The sequence below is a fragment of the Kordia sp. genome (genome assembly GCF_022447245.1).
Lineage (GTDB): Bacteria > Bacteroidota > Bacteroidia > Flavobacteriales > Flavobacteriaceae > Kordia.
This window is the reverse complement of record NZ_JAKVBC010000026.1, coordinates 61,085-80,066: the sequence shown is the minus strand read 5'-3', so window position 1 is coordinate 80,066 and position 18,982 is coordinate 61,085. Positions and strand designations below refer to the sequence as shown.

The 18,982-nt window shown below is 33.2% G+C and carries 22 protein-coding genes and 1 pseudogene; 12 read left to right on the top strand and 11 right to left on the bottom strand.

Translation table 11 applies throughout. The annotated features are described in order from the left end of the window. Positions 1-145: 145 nt before the first annotated feature. The 3 genes from MK119_RS16820 to MK119_RS16810 all read right to left on the bottom strand — a co-directional run bounded on the left by MK119_RS16820 (position 146) and on the right by MK119_RS16810 (position 4,548). A complete protein-coding gene (locus MK119_RS16820; RefSeq protein ID WP_290680968.1) occupies positions 146-2,572 on the bottom strand; it encodes a ribonucleoside-diphosphate reductase subunit alpha in 2,427 nt (808 codons plus the stop codon). Positions 2,573-2,725: 153 nt separating this feature from the next. Then, positions 2,726-3,706 carry a ribonucleotide-diphosphate reductase subunit beta gene (locus MK119_RS16815; RefSeq protein WP_290680965.1) on the bottom strand — a complete coding sequence of 327 codons (981 nt, stop codon included), beginning with the start codon at positions 3,704-3,706 and terminating at the stop codon, positions 2,726-2,728. Positions 3,707-3,978: 272 nt separating this feature from the next. Then, a complete protein-coding gene (locus MK119_RS16810; RefSeq protein ID WP_290680962.1) occupies positions 3,979-4,548 on the bottom strand; it encodes a DUF3109 family protein in 570 nt (189 codons plus the stop codon). 159 nt (positions 4,549-4,707) lie between these two features. Between MK119_RS16810 and MK119_RS16805 the strand changes: the two genes are divergently transcribed. The 3 genes from MK119_RS16805 to MK119_RS16795 all read left to right on the top strand — a co-directional run bounded on the left by MK119_RS16805 (position 4,708) and on the right by MK119_RS16795 (position 6,183). Continuing rightward, positions 4,708-5,292, top strand: a complete 585-nt coding sequence (locus MK119_RS16805; RefSeq protein WP_290680959.1) for a MarC family protein — start codon at positions 4,708-4,710, stop codon at positions 5,290-5,292. Positions 5,293-5,374: 82 nt separating this feature from the next. Further along, positions 5,375-5,581 (top strand): hypothetical protein, encoded by a 207-nt coding sequence (locus MK119_RS16800; protein ID WP_290680956.1) that lies wholly within the window; start codon positions 5,375-5,377, stop codon positions 5,579-5,581. Beyond that, a complete protein-coding gene (locus MK119_RS16795) occupies positions 5,581-6,183 on the top strand; it encodes an FAD-dependent oxidoreductase (RefSeq protein ID WP_290680953.1) in 603 nt (200 codons plus the stop codon). The genes MK119_RS16800 and MK119_RS16795 overlap by 1 nt, the downstream gene beginning before the upstream one ends. Before the next feature lie 122 nt (positions 6,184-6,305). Here MK119_RS16795 and MK119_RS16790 read toward each other — a convergent pair whose 3' ends face one another. The 5 genes from MK119_RS16790 to MK119_RS16770 form a co-directional block, all read right to left on the bottom strand. Further along, positions 6,306-7,904 carry a S41 family peptidase gene (locus MK119_RS16790; protein ID WP_290680950.1) on the bottom strand — a complete coding sequence of 533 codons (1,599 nt, stop codon included), beginning with the start codon at positions 7,902-7,904 and terminating at the stop codon, positions 6,306-6,308. Between the two features lie 12 nt (positions 7,905-7,916). Beyond that, on the bottom strand, positions 7,917-8,351 hold the full coding sequence (locus MK119_RS16785; protein ID WP_290680948.1) for a dCMP deaminase family protein: 435 nt from the start codon (positions 8,349-8,351) through the stop codon (positions 7,917-7,919). Between the two features lie 114 nt (positions 8,352-8,465). Then, entirely contained in the window at positions 8,466-9,053 is a 588-nt protein-coding gene (locus tag MK119_RS16780; RefSeq protein ID WP_290680945.1) for a HupE/UreJ family protein, read from the bottom strand. Between the two features lie 65 nt (positions 9,054-9,118). After that, positions 9,119-9,931, bottom strand: a complete 813-nt coding sequence (locus MK119_RS16775; RefSeq protein WP_290680943.1) for a TerB family tellurite resistance protein — start codon at positions 9,929-9,931, stop codon at positions 9,119-9,121. 200 nt (positions 9,932-10,131) lie between these two features. Beyond that, a complete protein-coding gene (locus tag MK119_RS16770; protein WP_290680940.1) occupies positions 10,132-10,362 on the bottom strand; it encodes a hypothetical protein in 231 nt (76 codons plus the stop codon). Between the two features lie 130 nt (positions 10,363-10,492). Here MK119_RS16770 and MK119_RS16765 point away from each other — a divergent pair, with 130 nt between their 5' ends. From MK119_RS16765 to MK119_RS16745, 5 genes are all read left to right on the top strand, one after another. Continuing rightward, positions 10,493-10,831, top strand: a complete 339-nt coding sequence (locus tag MK119_RS16765) for a hypothetical protein (protein ID WP_290680938.1) — start codon at positions 10,493-10,495, stop codon at positions 10,829-10,831. 131 nt (positions 10,832-10,962) lie between these two features. Next, positions 10,963-11,373 carry a BrxA/BrxB family bacilliredoxin gene (locus MK119_RS16760; RefSeq protein WP_290680935.1) on the top strand — a complete coding sequence of 137 codons (411 nt, stop codon included), beginning with the start codon at positions 10,963-10,965 and terminating at the stop codon, positions 11,371-11,373. 70 nt (positions 11,374-11,443) lie between these two features. Continuing rightward, entirely contained in the window at positions 11,444-12,187 is a 744-nt protein-coding gene (locus MK119_RS16755) for a lysophospholipid acyltransferase family protein (protein WP_366512835.1), read from the top strand. A gap of 19 nt (positions 12,188-12,206) precedes the next feature. Then, positions 12,207-12,866 carry an HD domain-containing protein gene (locus tag MK119_RS16750; RefSeq protein WP_290680932.1) on the top strand — a complete coding sequence of 220 codons (660 nt, stop codon included), beginning with the start codon at positions 12,207-12,209 and terminating at the stop codon, positions 12,864-12,866. Between the two features lie 162 nt (positions 12,867-13,028). Next, complete coding sequence (locus MK119_RS16745) at positions 13,029-13,190, top strand: hypothetical protein (protein WP_290680929.1); 162 nt, start codon at positions 13,029-13,031, stop codon at positions 13,188-13,190. A gap of 419 nt (positions 13,191-13,609) precedes the next feature. Here MK119_RS16745 and MK119_RS16740 read toward each other — a convergent pair whose 3' ends face one another. Together MK119_RS16740 and MK119_RS16735 are read right to left on the bottom strand one after the other, a co-directional pair. After that, positions 13,610-14,044 carry a hypothetical protein gene (locus tag MK119_RS16740; RefSeq protein WP_290680926.1) on the bottom strand — a complete coding sequence of 145 codons (435 nt, stop codon included), beginning with the start codon at positions 14,042-14,044 and terminating at the stop codon, positions 13,610-13,612. A 125-nt stretch (positions 14,045-14,169) separates the two neighbouring features. Next, a complete protein-coding gene (locus MK119_RS16735) occupies positions 14,170-15,243 on the bottom strand; it encodes a PA0069 family radical SAM protein (RefSeq protein WP_290680923.1) in 1,074 nt (357 codons plus the stop codon). Positions 15,244-15,454: 211 nt separating this feature from the next. On the opposite strand from MK119_RS16735, the gene MK119_RS16730 reads away from it, so the two are divergent. The 4 genes from MK119_RS16730 (at position 15,455) to MK119_RS16715 (ending at position 18,835) form a co-directional block, all read left to right on the top strand. Next, on the top strand, positions 15,455-15,820 hold the full coding sequence (locus tag MK119_RS16730; protein ID WP_290680920.1) for a response regulator: 366 nt from the start codon (positions 15,455-15,457) through the stop codon (positions 15,818-15,820). Positions 15,821-15,910: 90 nt separating this feature from the next. Then, complete coding sequence (locus MK119_RS16725; protein ID WP_290680916.1) at positions 15,911-16,207, top strand: LytTR family DNA-binding domain-containing protein; 297 nt, start codon at positions 15,911-15,913, stop codon at positions 16,205-16,207. Positions 16,208-16,294: 87 nt separating this feature from the next. Then, on the top strand, positions 16,295-16,468 hold the full coding sequence (locus MK119_RS16720; protein ID WP_290680913.1) for a hypothetical protein: 174 nt from the start codon (positions 16,295-16,297) through the stop codon (positions 16,466-16,468). Positions 16,469-16,690: 222 nt separating this feature from the next. After that, a complete protein-coding gene (locus MK119_RS16715; RefSeq protein WP_290680910.1) occupies positions 16,691-18,835 on the top strand; it encodes a S46 family peptidase in 2,145 nt (714 codons plus the stop codon). Between the two features lie 73 nt (positions 18,836-18,908). On the opposite strand, the pseudogene MK119_RS24380 reads toward MK119_RS16715, so the two are convergent. Beyond that, positions 18,909-18,977, bottom strand: a pseudogene (locus tag MK119_RS24380) (hypothetical protein); the annotation flags it as partial. Positions 18,978-18,982: the final 5 nt, after the last annotated feature.

The window sequence follows — 18,982 nt, the reverse complement described above, 5'->3', positions numbered from 1 at the left end:
TCTTTTTGAGTTCGCTTTACATAATTTGTTTTAATTACACTTAAAATTTAGTGTAACGCTATTTCAGGACGGGACATATAAAACATAAAAAAAGGGAACGTTAGTCACGTTCCCTTTTTCGTCAGTTTTTTACAAGTGTATATTTTTAAGAACCGCACATTAAGCAATCATCATCTTCACTTTCTCTAGCTCTTGATAACATTTCTTGTAATTCTTGTGGCGTCAATGGCTCTACAGCTACTGGTTTTGGCTTTGCCTCTGCTACAGCTGTAGTTACGGTTGCTGCAACTGGCGCTTGTTTCGCTGCCTTTTTCACTGTAAATTTGATGGCATCTACTGCCGATTTTGTTCGTAAGTAGTACATTCCTGTTTTTAATCCTGACTTCCATGCATAGAAGTGCATTGATGTTAATTTTGCCATCGTTGCGCCTTCCATAAATAAGTTTAACGACTGTGATTGGTCAATGAAATATCCTCTGTGACGGGACATATCGATGATATCTTTCATACTCAATTCCCAAACTGTCTTATATAAATCTTTAATGTCTTGTGGAATTTCATCAATGTGTTGGATAGAACCATTCGCACGCATTAATTCTTGCTTTAAATCTTCCGTCCATAATCCTAAATTCACTAAGTCTTCTAATAAATGCTTGTTTACTACAATGAATTCTCCAGAAAGTACTCTACGTGTATAAATGTTCGATGTATATGGCTCAAAACATTCGTTGTTTCCAAGAATTTGTGATGTAGAAGCTGTTGGCATTGGCGCTACTAATAGTGAGTTACGCACACCGTTTTCTGCTACTTGCTCACGTAATTCTGCCCAATTCCAACGTCCACTTAACTCCTCATCTTTAATTCCCCATAGGTTGTGTTGGAATTCTCCTTGTGATATTGGTGAACCTTCATAAGTTTGGTATGGACCTTCTTCTTTTGCCATTTCCATAGAAGCAGTAACTGCCGCAAAATAAAGCGTTTCAAAGATTTCTTGGTTCAATTTTTTAGCTTCATCAGACGTAAATGGCATACGCAGCTTGATAAATGTATCTGCCAACCCTTGTACACCTAATCCAATTGGACGGTGACGGAAGTTTGAATTTTCCGCTTCTTTTACAGGGTAGTAATTTCTATCAATTACCTTGTTTAAGTTCTTCGTTACACGCTTCGTAACACGGAATAACTCTTGGTGATCAAATTCTTTTCCTTTAATAAACATTGGCAATGCAATCGAAGCCAAGTTACAAACCGCTACTTCATCTGGAGATGTATACTCCATGATTTCTGTACATAAATTTGACGAACGAATAGTTCCTAAATTCTTTTGGTTTGACTTACGATTTGCCGCATCTTTATATAACATGTATGGCGTCCCTGTTTCAATTTGAGATTCTAGGATTTTCTCCCATAACTCACGCGCCTTAATTGTTTTTCTTCCTTTTCCTGCAGATTCGTATTTTAAATACAATGCTTCAAACTCGTCACTATGCACATTGAATAAGTTTGGACATTCGTTTGGACACATTAACGTCCATGGTCCGTCTTCTTCTACACGTTTCATGAATAAATCTGGAATCCACATTGCATAAAACAAGTCACGCGCACGCATTTCTTCCTTTCCGTGATTCTTCTTTAAATCTAAGAAGTCAAAAATATCGGCATGCCAAGGTTCTACATAAATAGCGAACGAACCTTTACGTTTTCCTCCACCTTGATCTACATAACGCGCTGTATCATTATATACACGAAGCATTGGCACAATTCCGTTACTCGTTCCATTGGTTCCTGCAATATATGAACCTGTAGCACGAACATTGTGAATAGATAAACCTATTCCTCCTGCTGATTGAGATATTTTCGCCGTTTGTTTAAGAGTATCGTAGATTCCGTCAATACTATCATCTTGCATTGCCAATAAGAAGCATGATGACATTTGCGGTTTTGGAGTTCCAGAGTTGAATAAGGTTGGAGTTGCATGTGTAAAGTATTTTTTAGACATTAACTCATAGGTTTCAATCGCTGCATCTAAGTCATTTAAGTGAATTCCAACAGAAACACGCATCAACATGTGCTGTGGGCGTTCTGCGATTTTTCCATTTAACTTTAATAAATATGAACGTTCTAAAGTTTTGAATCCGAAATAATCATAGCCAAAATCGCGGTTATAGATAATAGTAGAATCCAAACGATCTGCATTGTCCATGATTACCTTATATACCTCATCTGACAATAATGGTGCTTTTTTTCCTGTTCTAGGATTTACACATTCATACAAATCAACCATTGTTTCAGAAAATGACTTCTTTGTGTTTTTATGTAAGTTAGATACGGAAATACGCGCAGCCAATCGTGCATAATCAGGATGCGTCGTTGTCATTGTGGCAGCAACTTCTGCTGCTAAATTATCTAATTCTGAAGTAGTTACACCATCATACAAGCCTTCAATAACTCGCATGGCAACTTTTACAGGATCTACCAAATCGTTTAAGCCATAACATAACTTTCTCACTCGTGAAGTGATCTTGTCAAACATCATTGGCTCTTTTCTTCCGTCTCTTTTTACTACAAACATACGCTCATCTGTTTTTTATTTTTTCTGACTTTCGTTCAGAAAAGGGGTTAGTGTTTTTACCAATTTTTCGGCGAAAAAAATCAGTAGTTGGAATTTTATTAATGTGTTTTAAAATTTTGATTGCAGAACAACCAAAATCAAAGGAGTTCTCTTTTAGAAATCAGCGTCAAAGCTAAATTTGTCTTTCTCTTCTTCTTTATTCAGAACACCTGCTTTTTGATATTCTGATACTCTTTTTTCAAAGAAGTTAGTTTTACCTTGTAGCGAAATCATATCCATGAAATCAAATGGATTCGATACATTGTATTCTTTCTCACAACCTAATTCTTGTAAAAGTCTGTCTGTAACAAACTCCAAGTATTGAGTCATTAATTTTGCATTCATTCCAATAAGACTTACAGGTAAAGACTCTGTAATGAATTCGCGTTCAATATTAAGTGCATCCACTATAATAGCACGAATACGTTCTTTTGGAACTTTGTTTACCAAGTGATTATTGTGTAAATGCACTGCAAAATCACAGTGAACACCTTCATCACGAGAAATTAACTCGTTAGAGAACGTTAATCCTGGCATAATTCCTCTTTTCTTCAACCAATAAATAGAACAGAAAGCTCCTGAAAAGAAAATACCTTCAACGGCTGCAAACGCAATTAAACGTTCTGCAAAGCTTGGTGATTCAATCCATTGTAAAGCCCAATCTGCCTTCTTTTTGATGGCTGGGAAATTTTCGATTGCCTTAAACAACTTGTCTTTTTCTTTTTCATCTTTCACATACGTGTCAATTAACAACGAATATGTTTCCGAATGAATGTTTTCCATCATGATTTGGAATCCGTAGAAAAATTTAGCTTCAGAATATTGTACTTCATTTACAAAGTTCTCTGCTAAGTTTTCATTTACAATTCCATCTGATGCCGCAAAAAATGCAAGAATATGTTTTATAAAATAACGCTCGTCATCATTCAGCTTAGTAGTCCAATCTGTCAAATCTTGGTGAAGGTCAATTTCTTCAGCTGTCCAAAAACTAGCTTCAGATTTCTTATACCATTCCCAAATATCTGCATGTTTGATTGGAAAAATCACAAATCTGTCTTTGTTTTCTTGTAATATGGGTTCTGTTGCTGATGACATAAAATTATCGAGTTTTTTAATGTAAAATTGGGTAAAAGACTATTGTTTGATTTGGGAATAACAAAGATTGAAAAATGTCTTCGGAAATGAAAGTGTAACTTATTCACAAAGTTTGCGAGTTTTTAACAACAATACGGTTTTTTCCTACTTTTTAAGTGATTTCTAAAATGGCATTTTTAATTGGTTTTCATTAACTTACAAGAATCAATTCTTTGCTAGCAGCGATAAAACAAGACTTTTTAAAAAAAAATGAGAAAATGATTTTTTAAGAATTAGCGGCCCAATTTTTTTGCAGTTTTTTCTAATTCACTGTACCAATCTTCTCCAAATTTTCGCACCAAAGCTTCTTTGACAAATTTATAAATCGGCACTTGTAATTCTTTTCCTAAAGAGCATGCATCATCACAAATTGGCCATCTGTGATAATTAACCGCTGCAAAGTCACTATATGCTTCTACACGTATTGGATATAAGTGGCAAGAAATTGGTTTTTTCCAATCTATTAAACCTTTATTATAGACTTCTTCAATTCCGCACAATGCTGTATTTTTTTCATCAAAAATTACATACGCACATTCGGCTCCGTTTATTAAAGGTGTTTCCAAGTCGCCATTTTCTCTAACGATATAGGTTCCTTGTTCCTCAATAGCTTCGATGCCTTCTTTGCGTAAAAAGGGTTTTACGGTATCATAAATAGCATCTAAGGTTTTGATTTCCTCTTCTTCAAGTGGCGCACCTGCATCACCTGCTACACAACATTCTCCTTTGCATGCAGATAAATTGCACACAAAATCATTCTCAATAATATCTTCTGAAATGATGGTTTTACCTAACTGAAACATGCCGCAAATATACCTTTTTTCTGACTGTTTATTTTGACTTTACATTCAAATTTAGAAACGTTGAAATATTCACCTAAATTTAACCTAAAAAATATCACTTTTCTCTTTGATAGTTAGGCGAATAGTGTACTTTTGCCGCGAATTTAAAAATGTATCAAAATGGAATTAAATTTTAAGCACATTTTAACGGCAAGTATGGTGCTTTTTGCCGTTATTGATATTATTGGAAATATTCCTATTATCATCGATTTACGTCGTAAGACAGGACACATTCAATCGGGAAAAGCCACGATTATTGCTGGTATAATTTTAACCGTATTTTTATTTGTTGGAGAGAGTTTATTGAGTTTGATAGACATTTCTGCGAGTCAATTTGCCATTGCAGGTTCGTTTGTATTGTTCTTTTTAGCTTTAGAAATGATTTTAGGAATTACTATATTTAAGGAAGATGGCGAAGGTAGTATGAGTGATGCTTCTGTATTTCCTATTGCGTTTCCTTTGGTTGCAGGACCAGGAAGTTTGACTTCTATCCTATCACTTCGTGCAGAGTTTAGCGCCGCAAACATTGTGATTGCTATTTTAATCAATATGATTATTATGTACGCTGTGTTAAAAGCTTCTGCTAAGATTGAACGCATGTTAGGGCAAAACGGAATTCGTATTTTACGCAAAGTTTTTGGAGTAATTCTATTAGCTATTGCAGTTAAAATATTTACTACAGGTATGAAGCAAATATTTCTTTAATTTTGCAACACATAAATAAATGCGTATGCAATTTCTAAAAGAGCTTGTATACGCAAAAAGTTCACTTCTAAAAAAAAGAAAAATGAAAACATTCTCTTATATATTTATTGCACTGGCTGTAGTACTTAGCATTTACAATGTGACAAAACTCGATTTTGATAATTTATTACAAGGTGATAGTTTAGTTGCTGTAATTAGTATTGTAGCAGCTTTATGTGCTATTATGATTTTATTAATCTTCTTGACTTCTAAAAAAATTCAAGAAAAAATAGATAATCATAAGAAGTAATGTTTGACGTACTTGTAATTGGTGGCGGCGTTTCAGGAATGCAATGTGCGCTCGTGTTAGGTTCTGCCAAGGAGAAAGCTTTTGCCGCAGATAAAAAGATTGGAATTGTAATACATCAAAAATCTTCGCATTTGCAAAATGCATTGTTTAATAATGTCCTCGGTTTTCCAAAAGGAACTACTGGAGCTTCTATTATGGAAGAAGGACAAACTCAACTGTCTGAAACATATCCACATGTTGTACAAATCGAGAACGAAAAAGTAGAGGAGATCAAAGGTGAAGCTGGCAATTTTCAAATCATCACAAACAAGAACACGTACGAAAGCAAAGTAGTTGTAGTTGCGTTGAATTATGCCAAGCCGTTTACTATTGACGGCTTAGACGAATTTATTGCACCACATCCAAGAGCAGCTGCTAAAAAAGACCGCGTGTATTTAAAAAATGAAGATCATCTTATAAAAGATGGTTTATATGTATGTGGAACGATTGCAGGTTGGAGAAGTCAGTTTGCTATTGCTGCCGGAACTGGCGCGCAAGTTGCTACCGATATTTTAACCCTTTGGAATGATGGAAATCACACAAAAGTACACGATAAGGTTTGATTTTTTTGAATGGTTTAACGCGATGCTGATTAAGACATGGTTTCAAACAAACTATTCAAAGTACTTCTCAATACTACGAATCACAGATTCGACACTCGAAATGACCTTTTAAAGTAAAGACACTAATTACTATGTAATTCGATTACCTTTTCAATCATTTCGTCACCAACATTGAGTTGTTGTTGGTAACCATTGGTACCGTATAATTGCTCAACGAAGATTGCTTTAATATGCCTTTTCATTTGATCTGCATATTTTTCAATGTAGATACGTTGTCCTCTCATTTCACTTAAGAAATCTGTATATTCTATTAGCATTTCGTCTGTAATTTCAAAATCACGCATAAATTCTTGTAAAGAGATATTTTTATACTTTGCCCTGTCAGCTTCTAATTTGTAAAATACAAAGTCATCAATATACCCTACAATTTTTGCACGCAAACCACGTTCGAGTGACAATTCTTCTGGCGAGCTTAATAGTGGTACAAATACATCAGGAATAATTCCGCCACCGCCATAGACAATTTTTCCTTTTGGCGTTTCAAACTTTAACGAATCTGCCACTTTGATACTGTCCATCGACTTTAGTTCTCCTGATTTAAAGCGCTCGTAATATTCATCAAAGTAATCTTTGTTTCCTTTTTTGTAAGAACGTTGAATAGAACGTCCTGTTGGTGTGTAATAACGAGAAATTGTCAAACGCACTACCGAACCATCGCCTAATGGCATTGGTCGTTGTACCAATCCTTTTCCAAAAGATCTTCTTCCCACAATAATACCTTTGTCATTGTCTTGCAATGCACCTGCAACAATTTCGCTAGCAGAAGCTGATTTTTCATTGATTAATACATATACTTCTCCATCTTCAAAACTACCATCATCAGTTGCATAATATTTATCAATTTCTCCTTTTTTATTTTTTGTAAAAAGAATCAACTTTCCATCTTTTAAGAATTCGTCTGCAATTTCACGAGTCACATCTAAGATTCCTCCTGGATTGTCACGTAAATCTAAGGTTAAATTTCTTGCACCTTGTCGTTGTAAACTTTCAAGCGCTTCTTCAAATTCATCATATGTAGTTTCAGCAAAACGATTGATTTTTATATATCCTAAATCATCTGTTAGCATATAATGTGCAACGACACTTTTAATAGGAACTTTGGCTCTTTTGAGATCAATATCAAATTCTTCGTTCGTTTGTTTACGGTAGATTTTTAGGTTGACAGAGGTCGCTTCTGTTCCTTTCAATCTAGAAATGATTTCTGTATTGCGCATATTTTTGCCATACAAAGTATCTTTATCTGCCATTAAAATACGATCGCCTGCTTTGATTCCTGCAGCAATACTTGGTCCGCCTTCTAAAGTTCGAATGACTGTTAAAGTATCATTTACCATGTCAAAGCGAATTCCGACACCGACAAAATCACCTTGCATGTTTTCGGCAACTCTTTTTTCATCATCTGAAGAAATGTACACTGAATGTGGATCAAGATTTTCTAAGATATTGTTTACGGTTACATCTACAATACTATCCACATTGACATCATCAACATATTCGTAATCAATATAGTCAATCAATCGATTTAGCTTGTCCTTGCTTGTATTTGAAGAGAATAGTGTTTCTGGCGATGCACTAAAATTTAATTTTCCACCAATAAATACACCTGCGGCAACTGCAGCTGCAATGATCGCGGGAAGTAAATATTGTGTTCTTTTATTCAAAATACGTTTATTTTATGAGGCTTCAACATTTGGAATATGTTCTACTTCAACGCCTGCTTTTTTTAAAAATTGTATCCCTGAGTCGTCTTTGTAGGCATCTAAATATACAACTCGTGTAATTCCTGATTGATGTATCAATTTGCTACATTCTCTACATGGAGATAATGTCACATACAATGTTGCTCCTTTGCAAGATTGTGTAGAAGCTGCAACTTTTAGAATAGCATTGGCTTCAGCGTGAAGCACATACCATTTTGTATATCCTTCATCATCTTCACAGAAATTTTCAAATCCAGATGGGGTTCCGTTATAACCATCGGAAATAATCATTCTATCTTTTACAATAATCGCACCAACTTGTTTACGCTTGCAATAAGAGAGTTTCCCCCATTCTTTTGCCATGCGTAAATAGGCATGGTCGTATTTAGTTTGTTTTTGTTTTGGCATCCTCAAATTTATCTTTTTAGAGCGAAAAAAAGTAACTGTAAAAGCTGCTTATTTACTTTCATAACGAAGATATCAGCTTTCTGATGGAATCACAATAACTTCGTTGTTAATTTTTTACCAAAATCTTGCTTTGATAAGTTCTGGAATTAATACACCTATTACAATGGAAGAAACAACCATTATCCAATCGCGTTTTGAAAATCTGAATATGGTCTGAAAAATAAAAGAGATAATCAGTACGACAAAAACAACTATGATTTGAGCTACTTCAATTCCTAATGTAAATTCTAATAAAGGCAATAATTTATCATCAATACCAGCAGCCACCATCGATTTGAAATCTTTTGCAAATGCTAAACCGTGAATAATCCCGAAAAATAATGCAGATATAATTAGTACAATTCCTTTTGTTTTGTTTGTATTTTTGCCTGCAGTAAAAATATTGTATAGTGCCATTATAAAAATGGTTACTAATACAAAGAACTCTACAATGCTACCATTAACTTTTACGGCACCATAGGTTGCTAAAAGTAAGGACAAAGTATGACCAAGTGTAAAAGCACTTACCAACCACAATACTCTTTTCCAATCGTTAAAAGTGTATGCAATTATTAGTACTACTAAAAAAAGAATGTGATCTAATCCTTCAATGTTAAGAATATGATGTATTCCTAGTTTAAAAAAAATCCAAAAGTCGCTCATGAGTAATTATAGGTTTTTGGTATGGGGGTTTTTGTATTAGGTTAGTTAATAAATTGTTTTTAAAATTAAAATCCGCGTTCTTTTTGTAAATGCTCATAGGCTTTTTGTACACGTTGAAATTTCTCTTCGGCTCCTTTTACGTGTTCTTCTCCTAAATGTTGTAGCTTATCTGGATGGTATTTTTTTGCCATTTTACGATATGCTTTTTTGATTTCGTTATTGGTCGCAGATTTGTCTATTTCCAGAATGATGTAAGCACTATCTGTAGCACTGTAAAACATTGCTTTGATTGATTGGTAATCGCGATCATTAATATATAAGTATCCTGCAATTTTTTCAATCAATTCCACTTCTTCTTCACTTACATGACCATCTGCTTTGGTTACTCCAAACAAATAGTGCAATAATTGCAAGCGTGAAGAATGATCCATGTGTGTTTGGATTTGCTGACATACTTGGCGTGTAGAAATATCTTCTTTTTTAAGTAAGCCATTGAAAAGTTTAAACGCATTATTAGAACGTTCTTTTCCATACATTTTTACAAAATAGTCACGTACATAATTCTTTTCAGATTCTGAGACTTCTCCATCAACTTTCATAATAATGGCAGAAAGCACTAGTAAACTTACTTCAAAATCTCCGGATTTGGTTTGTGATTGTTTTTGTGCAGTTGTAGTTCTACGTCGTCTTCTCTTTTCATACGTAGGTTCTGCTCTTCTTCTGCGTTGTCTTCGTTCTCTTTTTGGTTCTTCAAGTAATAATCCTTTTGAAGTTGCTTTATCAACGGCTGTTCCAATGGCAAAGCCAATAGCGGCTCCAATTGGACCACCTAGGGTCCAGCCTAAAGCGCCTCCAATCCAGCTTGCAAATCCACTCATATATTTGTTTTTTACCAAAGATACATTTTCCCAAGAAAAAATATACAATCAAAGTGTAATTCTGGCAAGTTTATAAGATACGAACAGTACGACCACAATGTTGATATGTAGTTTGCAATCAAATCTGCGGTATAATTGTACATATTGATAGTAGTATCAATGAAAAATCAACGACAATATTTTTAAGATGCTAGCGAGTTTTATTTTATATCTTTTAAAAACTCTTCTAAGGTAATTTTGTGAATATTGGCAATTCTGATCAAACTTGACACTTTAAAATCATAACCCGATTCCCATCGCCACATTTGTTTTGGTTGAATATTATTATCAAATGCAAATTGTTCATGACTATTATAACCAGCTTTTACCCTCAATTCTTTAACACGCATACCAATTTTTTTCAGCATCTCATCTTTCTCTAGTGCGTCCATAGACGTTAAAATTCTCTATTCAAGGCGCAATAATTTACGTCATATATGACGTTTTTGATATATATTTTCTATTTTTAAGTCATGTATGACGTAAATTTTTACCTACCATGTCTTATTAAGCTTAAAAAATATGAGGGATAAGGATCAAAGTGCGATCTCGAAAGAAAAAGAAAATAATTATGAACAGAATAATATTACAAATAAATACGAAGAAAAGCAACGAAGGATAGTTGGAAAAGAGTCGATGTTTATAACGTTTTTTGCGACGCTTTTTCTCATCGATTTAATTTTTATGATTGTCGTCGATGTTTCAATTGTAGATTTTATTCTTTGTAGTGATTTTTGTTTTTCCACAAATTTTAGTCGCAGCAATCTAGGTATTTTTACAAAAATTTTTTTGTTCGGAGGAATTATTGGCTTGCTTTTAATTTTCTTAAAAGGTGTTTTTGATTTTTTTTCTAAGAACTAATTTTACAAAATATCTTCGTCTATCAATTATATAAATCATTCTATCAATAAAAACTGTGAATATTTGGTCAGTTTCAACAAAATTTAATCCGTATCTTTGCTACATTATTAATGAATTTAATTTAAAAGATTATGTATCCACCAGAATTGGTAAAACCAATGCGTGAAGATTTGACTGCAGTTGGTTTTGAAGAATTACATACGGTAGAAGCTGTTGATACTGCACTAGCAAAAGAAGGAACAACTTTAGTAGTTGTAAATTCTGTGTGTGGTTGTGCTGCCCGCAATGCGAGACCTGGCGCAGCAATGTCTTTAGATAACGATAAGAAACCTGATAATTTAGTGACTGTTTTTGCAGGAGTTGATAGAGAAGCTACAGATAAGGCAAGAAGCTATATGATTCCTTTTCCTCCATCTTCTCCAAGCATGGCTTTGTTTAAAGATGGACAATTAGTTCATATGCTAGAGCGTCACCATATTGAAGGAAGACCAGCTGAAATGATTGCTGAAAATCTTAGAGATGCATACAACGAAAATTGTTAAGCATTTTACCATACAAGTTATAGAAACCACGCCTTGGGCGTGGTTTTATTTTTTATTTTAAATAAATATTGTGAAGTTTTTATCTTACATACTTTCTAGTATTTACATGCCAATTTTTGGATTATTATTGGTTATTTTTCATCCTATACAATGGATTTTCTTAAAAATAGGCGGAAACAAAGGACATAACCTAAGTGTAAATGCCTTGCAATATAGTCTTATGTCTTGCCATCATATTTTAGGGATTCGTTATAAACTTCGTAATGATCATAAATTGGATTTAGATAAACCGTTGATTATTGTTTCTAATCATCAAAGCATGAACGATATTCCTCCGTTGATTTGGTTGTTTCGAAAGCATTCTCCAAAGTTTATCAGTAAAAAAGAACTAGGAAAAGGTATTCCAAGTATTTCTTTTAATTTACGCAATGGTGGCGCCGCTTTGATTGATAGAAAGAATCAAAAGCAAGCGATCGCTGAAATTATACGATTTGCAAAATCAATTCATAAAAACAATTATGCTGCCGTTATTTTTCCAGAAGGAACAAGAAGCAAAACTGGCATTCCCAGAGCTTTTAAAACAAAAGGATTGGAAGTATTATTTAAGTATATACCAAATGCACAAATTGTTCCTGTAACTATTAATAATTCTTGGAAAACCACCAAATACGGAAAATTTCCTTGTGGTTTGGGAGCAGAAATTACCATAGATACACATCAGCCCATTTTATTGAGTGAATATCCTAAAGCTAAGTATGATGAATTGATTGCTCATTTGGAAAAAATTGTGACATCAAATATTATTGTTAATTAATCTTACATATCAATACTACATGCATTTATCTAAAAAAGAAGTTATACATAAAACCATTAATTTTGTTCAAAAAACATTGGCAAATGCCGAAGGTGGACACGATTGGTTTCATATTGAACGTGTGTATAAAAATGCGCTCTTGATTGCCAAAGAAGAAACCGTTGACGAGTTTATTGTAAGCTTAGGTGCATTACTACATGATATTGCCGATGCAAAATTTCATAACGGTGATGAAACCGTTGGACCGAAAGTAGCACGTGCTTTTTTAGAAAGTATTGCTGTTGCTGAAACAGATATTGTACATGTAGAACAAATTATTTCTAATATTTCGTTTAAAGGAGGAAATTTTAATCAGCAGTTTCGTTCTCCAGAGTTAGATGTAATTCAAGATGCTGATCGTTTGGATGCCATTGGCGCTATTGGTGTAGCACGTTGTTTTAATTATGGAGGCTTTAAAAATCGTAAGATATATGATCCTGCCATTAAGCCAAACCTTAACATGACCAAAGCAGAATACAAAAAGTCTACAACACCAACAATTAATCATTTTTACGAAAAGTTGTTATTGCTAAAAGACAAAATGAATACTGAAACAGGAAAGAAAATTGCCGAACAACGTCACATTTTTATGGAACAGTTTTTAGCACAATTTTATGCTGAGTGGAATGGACAGGTATAGACTTTTTAGACTTTTAGACAAACGTAGCTTTTTTAGCTATTTGGAGTTTCAAATCATCGCGTTTTGGTAAACCATCTACAGCATTCTTTCTAATTACTTCTTTGAAAGGCTACTTTCGATTCGTTATTAATTTACAAATCAAACTATTATGAAAATAACGGAATGAAAACCTTAAAACTTACTAAAAAATCAATTTCTAATTTATCTGCAATTGTTGGTGGACTTGCAGATGGAACACCTCCTGCTGGAGAAGATTGGAATGCTGCACCAAGTACTGCAGGATCAAGCTGGAATTGTGATAGTAAAAAAGTGTGCACACGCTAATTACATAAAAATCAATCTTATAGTACAAAAAAGTCTTTTTGATGGCTTTTATATTAACCTTAATCATATTTCTTCATAAAGATGGGTAATGAAAATTCATAATCAACCCTAGTCTATAGAAAATGAAAACTTGAATTATTAATCTTAACTAGTAACATTATGAAAACTAAAGCATTTCACTCATTACGATTAAACAGAATATCTATTTCTAACTTGTCTTCAATTAATGGCGGTTTAGCAAATAATAATCAACAACCTATAAAGGGTTCTCCTAGTACATCTGGACCAAGTTTAAATTGTGGTTATAGTAATGGATGCAAAACAAAAGGTTGCGGAAACGGCTAATTCTAAAATTACTTTTTTAGCACAGGAAAATTACTCACATCATACTTTAGATTGTGAGTAATTTTAATAACAGTTTAATACTGAATATTGATTACTCCGTTTACAAAACTATGTACTGGAACATACCAAGTGTCTACTAATGTAATTTTAAACGTTCCTTCCATTTTAGTATCTGTATGCATAGTAATAGAAGTCTCTCTAGGACCGCCAAGTACTCCATCGGATAGCCAATTAACGTCATCTACTTGAAAAAGAAACTGTCCTATTTGATTGGTTTCTTCAACTTCTACAAAAAATACAATCTTTTTGGTATCGTTGTCAAAAGATGCTTCTACTCTTCTATACAGACTATTTGTTGGATCAATTTCTGCGGAATAGTCCGTTAAAAAATAATCCGTTCCATTCAAATTAAAACGAATTCCATGTTCTTCAATCACTGAAGTGTTTTCATCATCTGATGAACAAGACAAAATGGCAAATGCCATAATGCATAATAGTACTTTTTTCATTGTGCTTATTTGTTAGTTATACATTTTATGCACGTTGAAAAGTGGGAATATTTTTAAATATAAAGTAATCTTTAACACAACACTCAAATTAATTTATAAGCGTCGTATTTTTTTTGTAAGCGTAGTTAAAATAGTGAATATTGCCCATATTTGTATTGCTCATGCAAATCCGTATTGAGTCTGGGCATTTTTTTGTTTTTGAAATATTTCAATCTGGCAAGTTGAATTAAATTTCGAATTTGTTTTGCAATTTTTCCTTCACCTCGCATTCGATGTCCATAACGGCTATCGTTTAAAGTGCCGCCATGACAGCTTTCTATTTGATGCAATACTTTATCTGCTTTGTCAGGCATTGTTTTGCGAATCCAATCGGTAAAAATTTCCCCAATTGCACCATTGAGTCGCACAATTGTAAACGCAATGGAGCTAGCTCCTAATTCAGATACTTTTTTTGCCAAAGGAAGAATTTCATGACTGTTGATTGATGGAATGATTGGCGCCAGCATCACATTTACAGGAATTCCACTTTCTGCTAAAACTTTCACTGTTTCCAATCGCTTTTTGATACTTGCTGTACGTGGCTCTAATACGCGACGTGTTTCTTCGGACAAAGAAGTAATAGAAATATTCACACCTATGAGATTGTCTTCTGCCAATGCTTTCAATAAGTCTAAATCACGTAATATGAGTGAATTTTTAGTAATAATAGCTACAGGATGTTTATATTGTAGGCACACTTTCAATAAACTTCTCGTGATTTTCAATTCTTTTTCCGCTGGTTGATAACAATCCGTATTTCCTGAAAGTACTATTGGATGTGCTTTCCAGCTTTTCTTTTTAATTTTTGCTTCCAATAGTTCCGCGGCATTTCGTTTGACTAATATTTTTCGTTCAAAATCTAAGCCTGCACTAAATCCCCAAAATTCATGACTGCTTCTAGCGTAGCAATAAATACAACCGTGTTCACAGCCTTGGTATGGATTGAGCGAATATTCCATCCCAACATCAGGACTTGTTACTTTATTAACAATCGTTTTAGGGAATACATTAATGTAAGTTGTTTTGTTCTTATCGGCAACTTCTCCTTCTTTTCTGCAATATTCTAAAAAGTCTGAACGTACTTCATGCGCGTCTTGTAAAAAACGATTGTGTACATTTTTTTGTGCACCTCTACCCTTTATTTTTGTTGAATTTTCCATAACCTGTCTTTCCTTTTTCAAAAATACGTTCTATTGTAAATAATCATTTAGATTGCTTTTTGTTTTTAGTGCAACTACAGAAATCAAATTTTGTCTAGCATATTACTTTCTTTACATCAGCTAAAAATTTAGTTTTTTTAAGTATAGATTCGATTCCCTTAAAGCTTCTTAAACGCAAAAAGTAATTCAAAACATCAAAATATGAATGCTTATGATAGAGGCTGTTATTATAGAAGATGAACCTAGAAGTAAAAACTTACTTCAGCATCTAATTTCTAATTATAGCGAAGGCATTCGTATGTTGGGTTCTGCAGAAAAGGTATACGATGCTATTTTTCTAATACAAACAAAAAAAACACAATTAGTTTTCTTAGATATTGAATTAACTGACGGAAAAGCATTTGAGGTTTTAAATCAATTTTCACCTAAAGATTTTATTACCATTTTCATTACAGGTTATGACAATTACGGTATTGAAGCCATGAAAAGAGAAGCTTTGGATTATATTTTAAAACCGCTTTCATTAAAAGAGTTACTGAAAGCTATTGAAAAGGCTAAAAATAAAATTAAAGAGTAATATATTCTTTACAAAGTATATCAAACTAAAGATATAGAACTCTTACAAAAAGATGTCATTGTTTTAAAAGAAGGAAAACAACGAAAAGTAGTGGATCTTCATACTATTTTCTATTTAGAAGCCTATGGAAAATTCACTAAATGGTATACTGAACAAGGAATTGTGGTAACAAGAAACGCATTGTCTAATTATGCCGAACTTTTATCTAAGACCTTTTTTCAAATTCGCAGGTCTTATATTGTAAACTTAGCACAAATAGCAAGTTGGGAAGAAGATTCAACATATATTGCTACCTTAAAAAATGACAGTAAGCTTTTGGTGTCTTATAGACAAAAGGCAAACTTTCTAAAACAGATGCAAAAAATAGTACGCTTACACCAAAAATAACAACGTTTATTCCCTTTTCTCTTTCATTTTTTCATAATTGATTATCAGATGATTACTATAGCTTATGATAATTTAAAAACTCTAATCATGAAAAAAAGAAACCTTACATTATTAAAGATTAACAAACAGCGAATTTCAACTTTTAAATCACAGGAAATTAATAATATCGTTGGAGGATGGATTTTTTACACACACCATTTTCCTGGCGACGGTAATAATTGTCCTGCATCTATGTTAGTTGACGATTGTGACATTATGTAATTTAAAAAGCTTTCTGAAAGTTTGAATTTTCAGAAAGCTTTCTCTTTCCAAATAGCTGTAAATTTTTATCAAATCCCAAACAAAAATCACTGTAAAACAGTTAATTATCAAAAACTAATAATGGAACTAGCTACTATCTTCAAAAAAGCTAAAAGATACTGAGTTGCATTAACATTTTTCTATTGCAATTTTAATATCTTTAGCCCTCAAAAAAATCAAAACATGAAGAAAGCTTTTCTATTTATGATTGTATGCATTTTTATGATGCCTACATCTAATGCCAATGAAGGTATGTGGTTTTTAATGCATATAGAGCGTTTAAATCACAGAGATATGCAAAAAATGGGGTTACAATTAACCGCCGAAGAAATTTACAGCATTAATAACAACAGTTTAAAAGACGCTATTGTGCAATTTAATGGTGGTTGTACGGCAAGTATAATTTCTGACCAAGGTTTGGTATTAACAAATCACCATTGCGGATATGACGCCATTGCTGAATTATCTACAGAAGAAAAAAATCATTTAAAAAATGGATTTTGGGCAAAAAGCCTTGATGAAGAACTAAAGCCTCAGAGTTTATCTGTTCGTTTTTTCGTGCGAATGGATGATGTAAGCAAACGAATTTTAGCAAAAGTGAATGATAGCATGACAGAAAAGGAAAGACAAGCTGCTATCAACAAGGAAATTGCTCTTATTGAACAAGAAAATAATGAAGGTGGAAAGTATACTGTTTCTGTACGTTCCTTTTTTCAAGGAAATGAATTCTATTATTTTGTGTACGAAGATTATGATGATGTTCGTTTGGTAGGAACACCAACAGAAAGCATTGGGAAATTTGGTGGAGACACTGATAACTGGGAATGGCCACGTCATACAGGAGATTTTTCATTATTTAGAGTATATACTGACAAAGACGGAAATGCTGCAAAATATTCAGAAGATAACATTCCTATGAAACCTAAAAGACACTTAGCTGTAAATTTAGGCGGTGTAAAAGAAGATGATTTTGCTATGATTTTAGGGTATCCAGGACGTACAAACCGTTGGATGCCAGCAGAAGGAATTGCTCAAAATGTAAACTACGCGTATCCTGCTTGGGTAGAAGCTTCAAAAACAAGTATGGATGCTATGAAAAAGCACATGGACAAAAGCGAAGACATCAATTTAAAATATGCTTCTAAATATGCTGGAATTGCAAATTATTGGAAAAATAGACAAGGAATGATTGATGCCTTAACCAAGCATAAAACTGCTGAGAAAAAACGTGACTTGGAAAAGAAATTTAATCGTTGGGCAAATAAAAAACGTAACAAAGCAACCTATGGAAATGTCGTTAATGATATTAATAACTATTATGCTTTAACAAATGACAAAGCACGTCATAACAATTATTTAATTGGTGTATTACGTGGAAGCACTTTCGCTGCATCACCAGCAAGATTGGGAAGAAATTTAGAATATTATTTAGATCAGAATAAAGCAAAACGTGACGAATTACGTCCACGACTACAAGGACTTATTGATAATATGTTTAAAAATGCATACATGCCTTTAGAAAAGGATGTTATGGCTGCACAGTTGAAATTGTATGTTGAAAAATCTGGGTACGAATTACCGCCATTAGTGAAACAAATTAGTGCTGAAATAAATAATGACTTCAAAGGCTATGTAGATGCTATATTTGAACTAAGTATTTTTACTTCTAAAAAGCGTTTGGAAGCTTTCTTAATGTTCCCAAATAAAGCGTTGCTTGAAAATGATCCTTTATATTTATTATCAAAAGATTTATTGACGCAATATAGAAGTCAACCTGAAAACATTGCTGCTGCTAAAGAAAGTTATGATAAAGCGTATAGAAAGTTTGTTCAAGGATTGCGCGAATCAAAATTAAGTAAGGTAAAATATCCTGATGCAAACTCAACTTTACGTTTATCCTATGGGAAGGTAGTTGCATTACCAAAAGATACTCGTAATGATGCAAAAATTAACAATTATACTACGATGAAAGGTATGATTGCGAAATACAAGCCAAACGATCAAGAATTTGATCTTCCTGCTGATGTATTGGATTTATACAAAAAGAAAGATTACGGACAGTATGCTGATAAAAACGGATACATGCCAGTAAATTTCTTGACAAATAATGATATTACTGGTGGAAATTCAGGTTCTCCTGTATTAAATGGAAAAGGAGAATTAATTGGATTGGCGTTTGATGGAAATATTGAAGCTATGGCTGGTGATGTTATTTTTGACGATAAATTACAACGTACCATTAATGTAGATATCAGATATGTATTTTGGTTGGTTGATAAGTTATCTGGTGCTGACAATATTATTAAAGAATTGACGATTAAAAAATAATCTACAATACAGACTTAAAATAAAAATCCTGTTCGTAATGAACAGGATTTTTTTATGTGATTAATTCACTTTTTTACTGTTTGATGAATTTCTTAATCACAGTACGATTTTTATCATCTATGACTCTCAAGAAGTACACTCCATTTT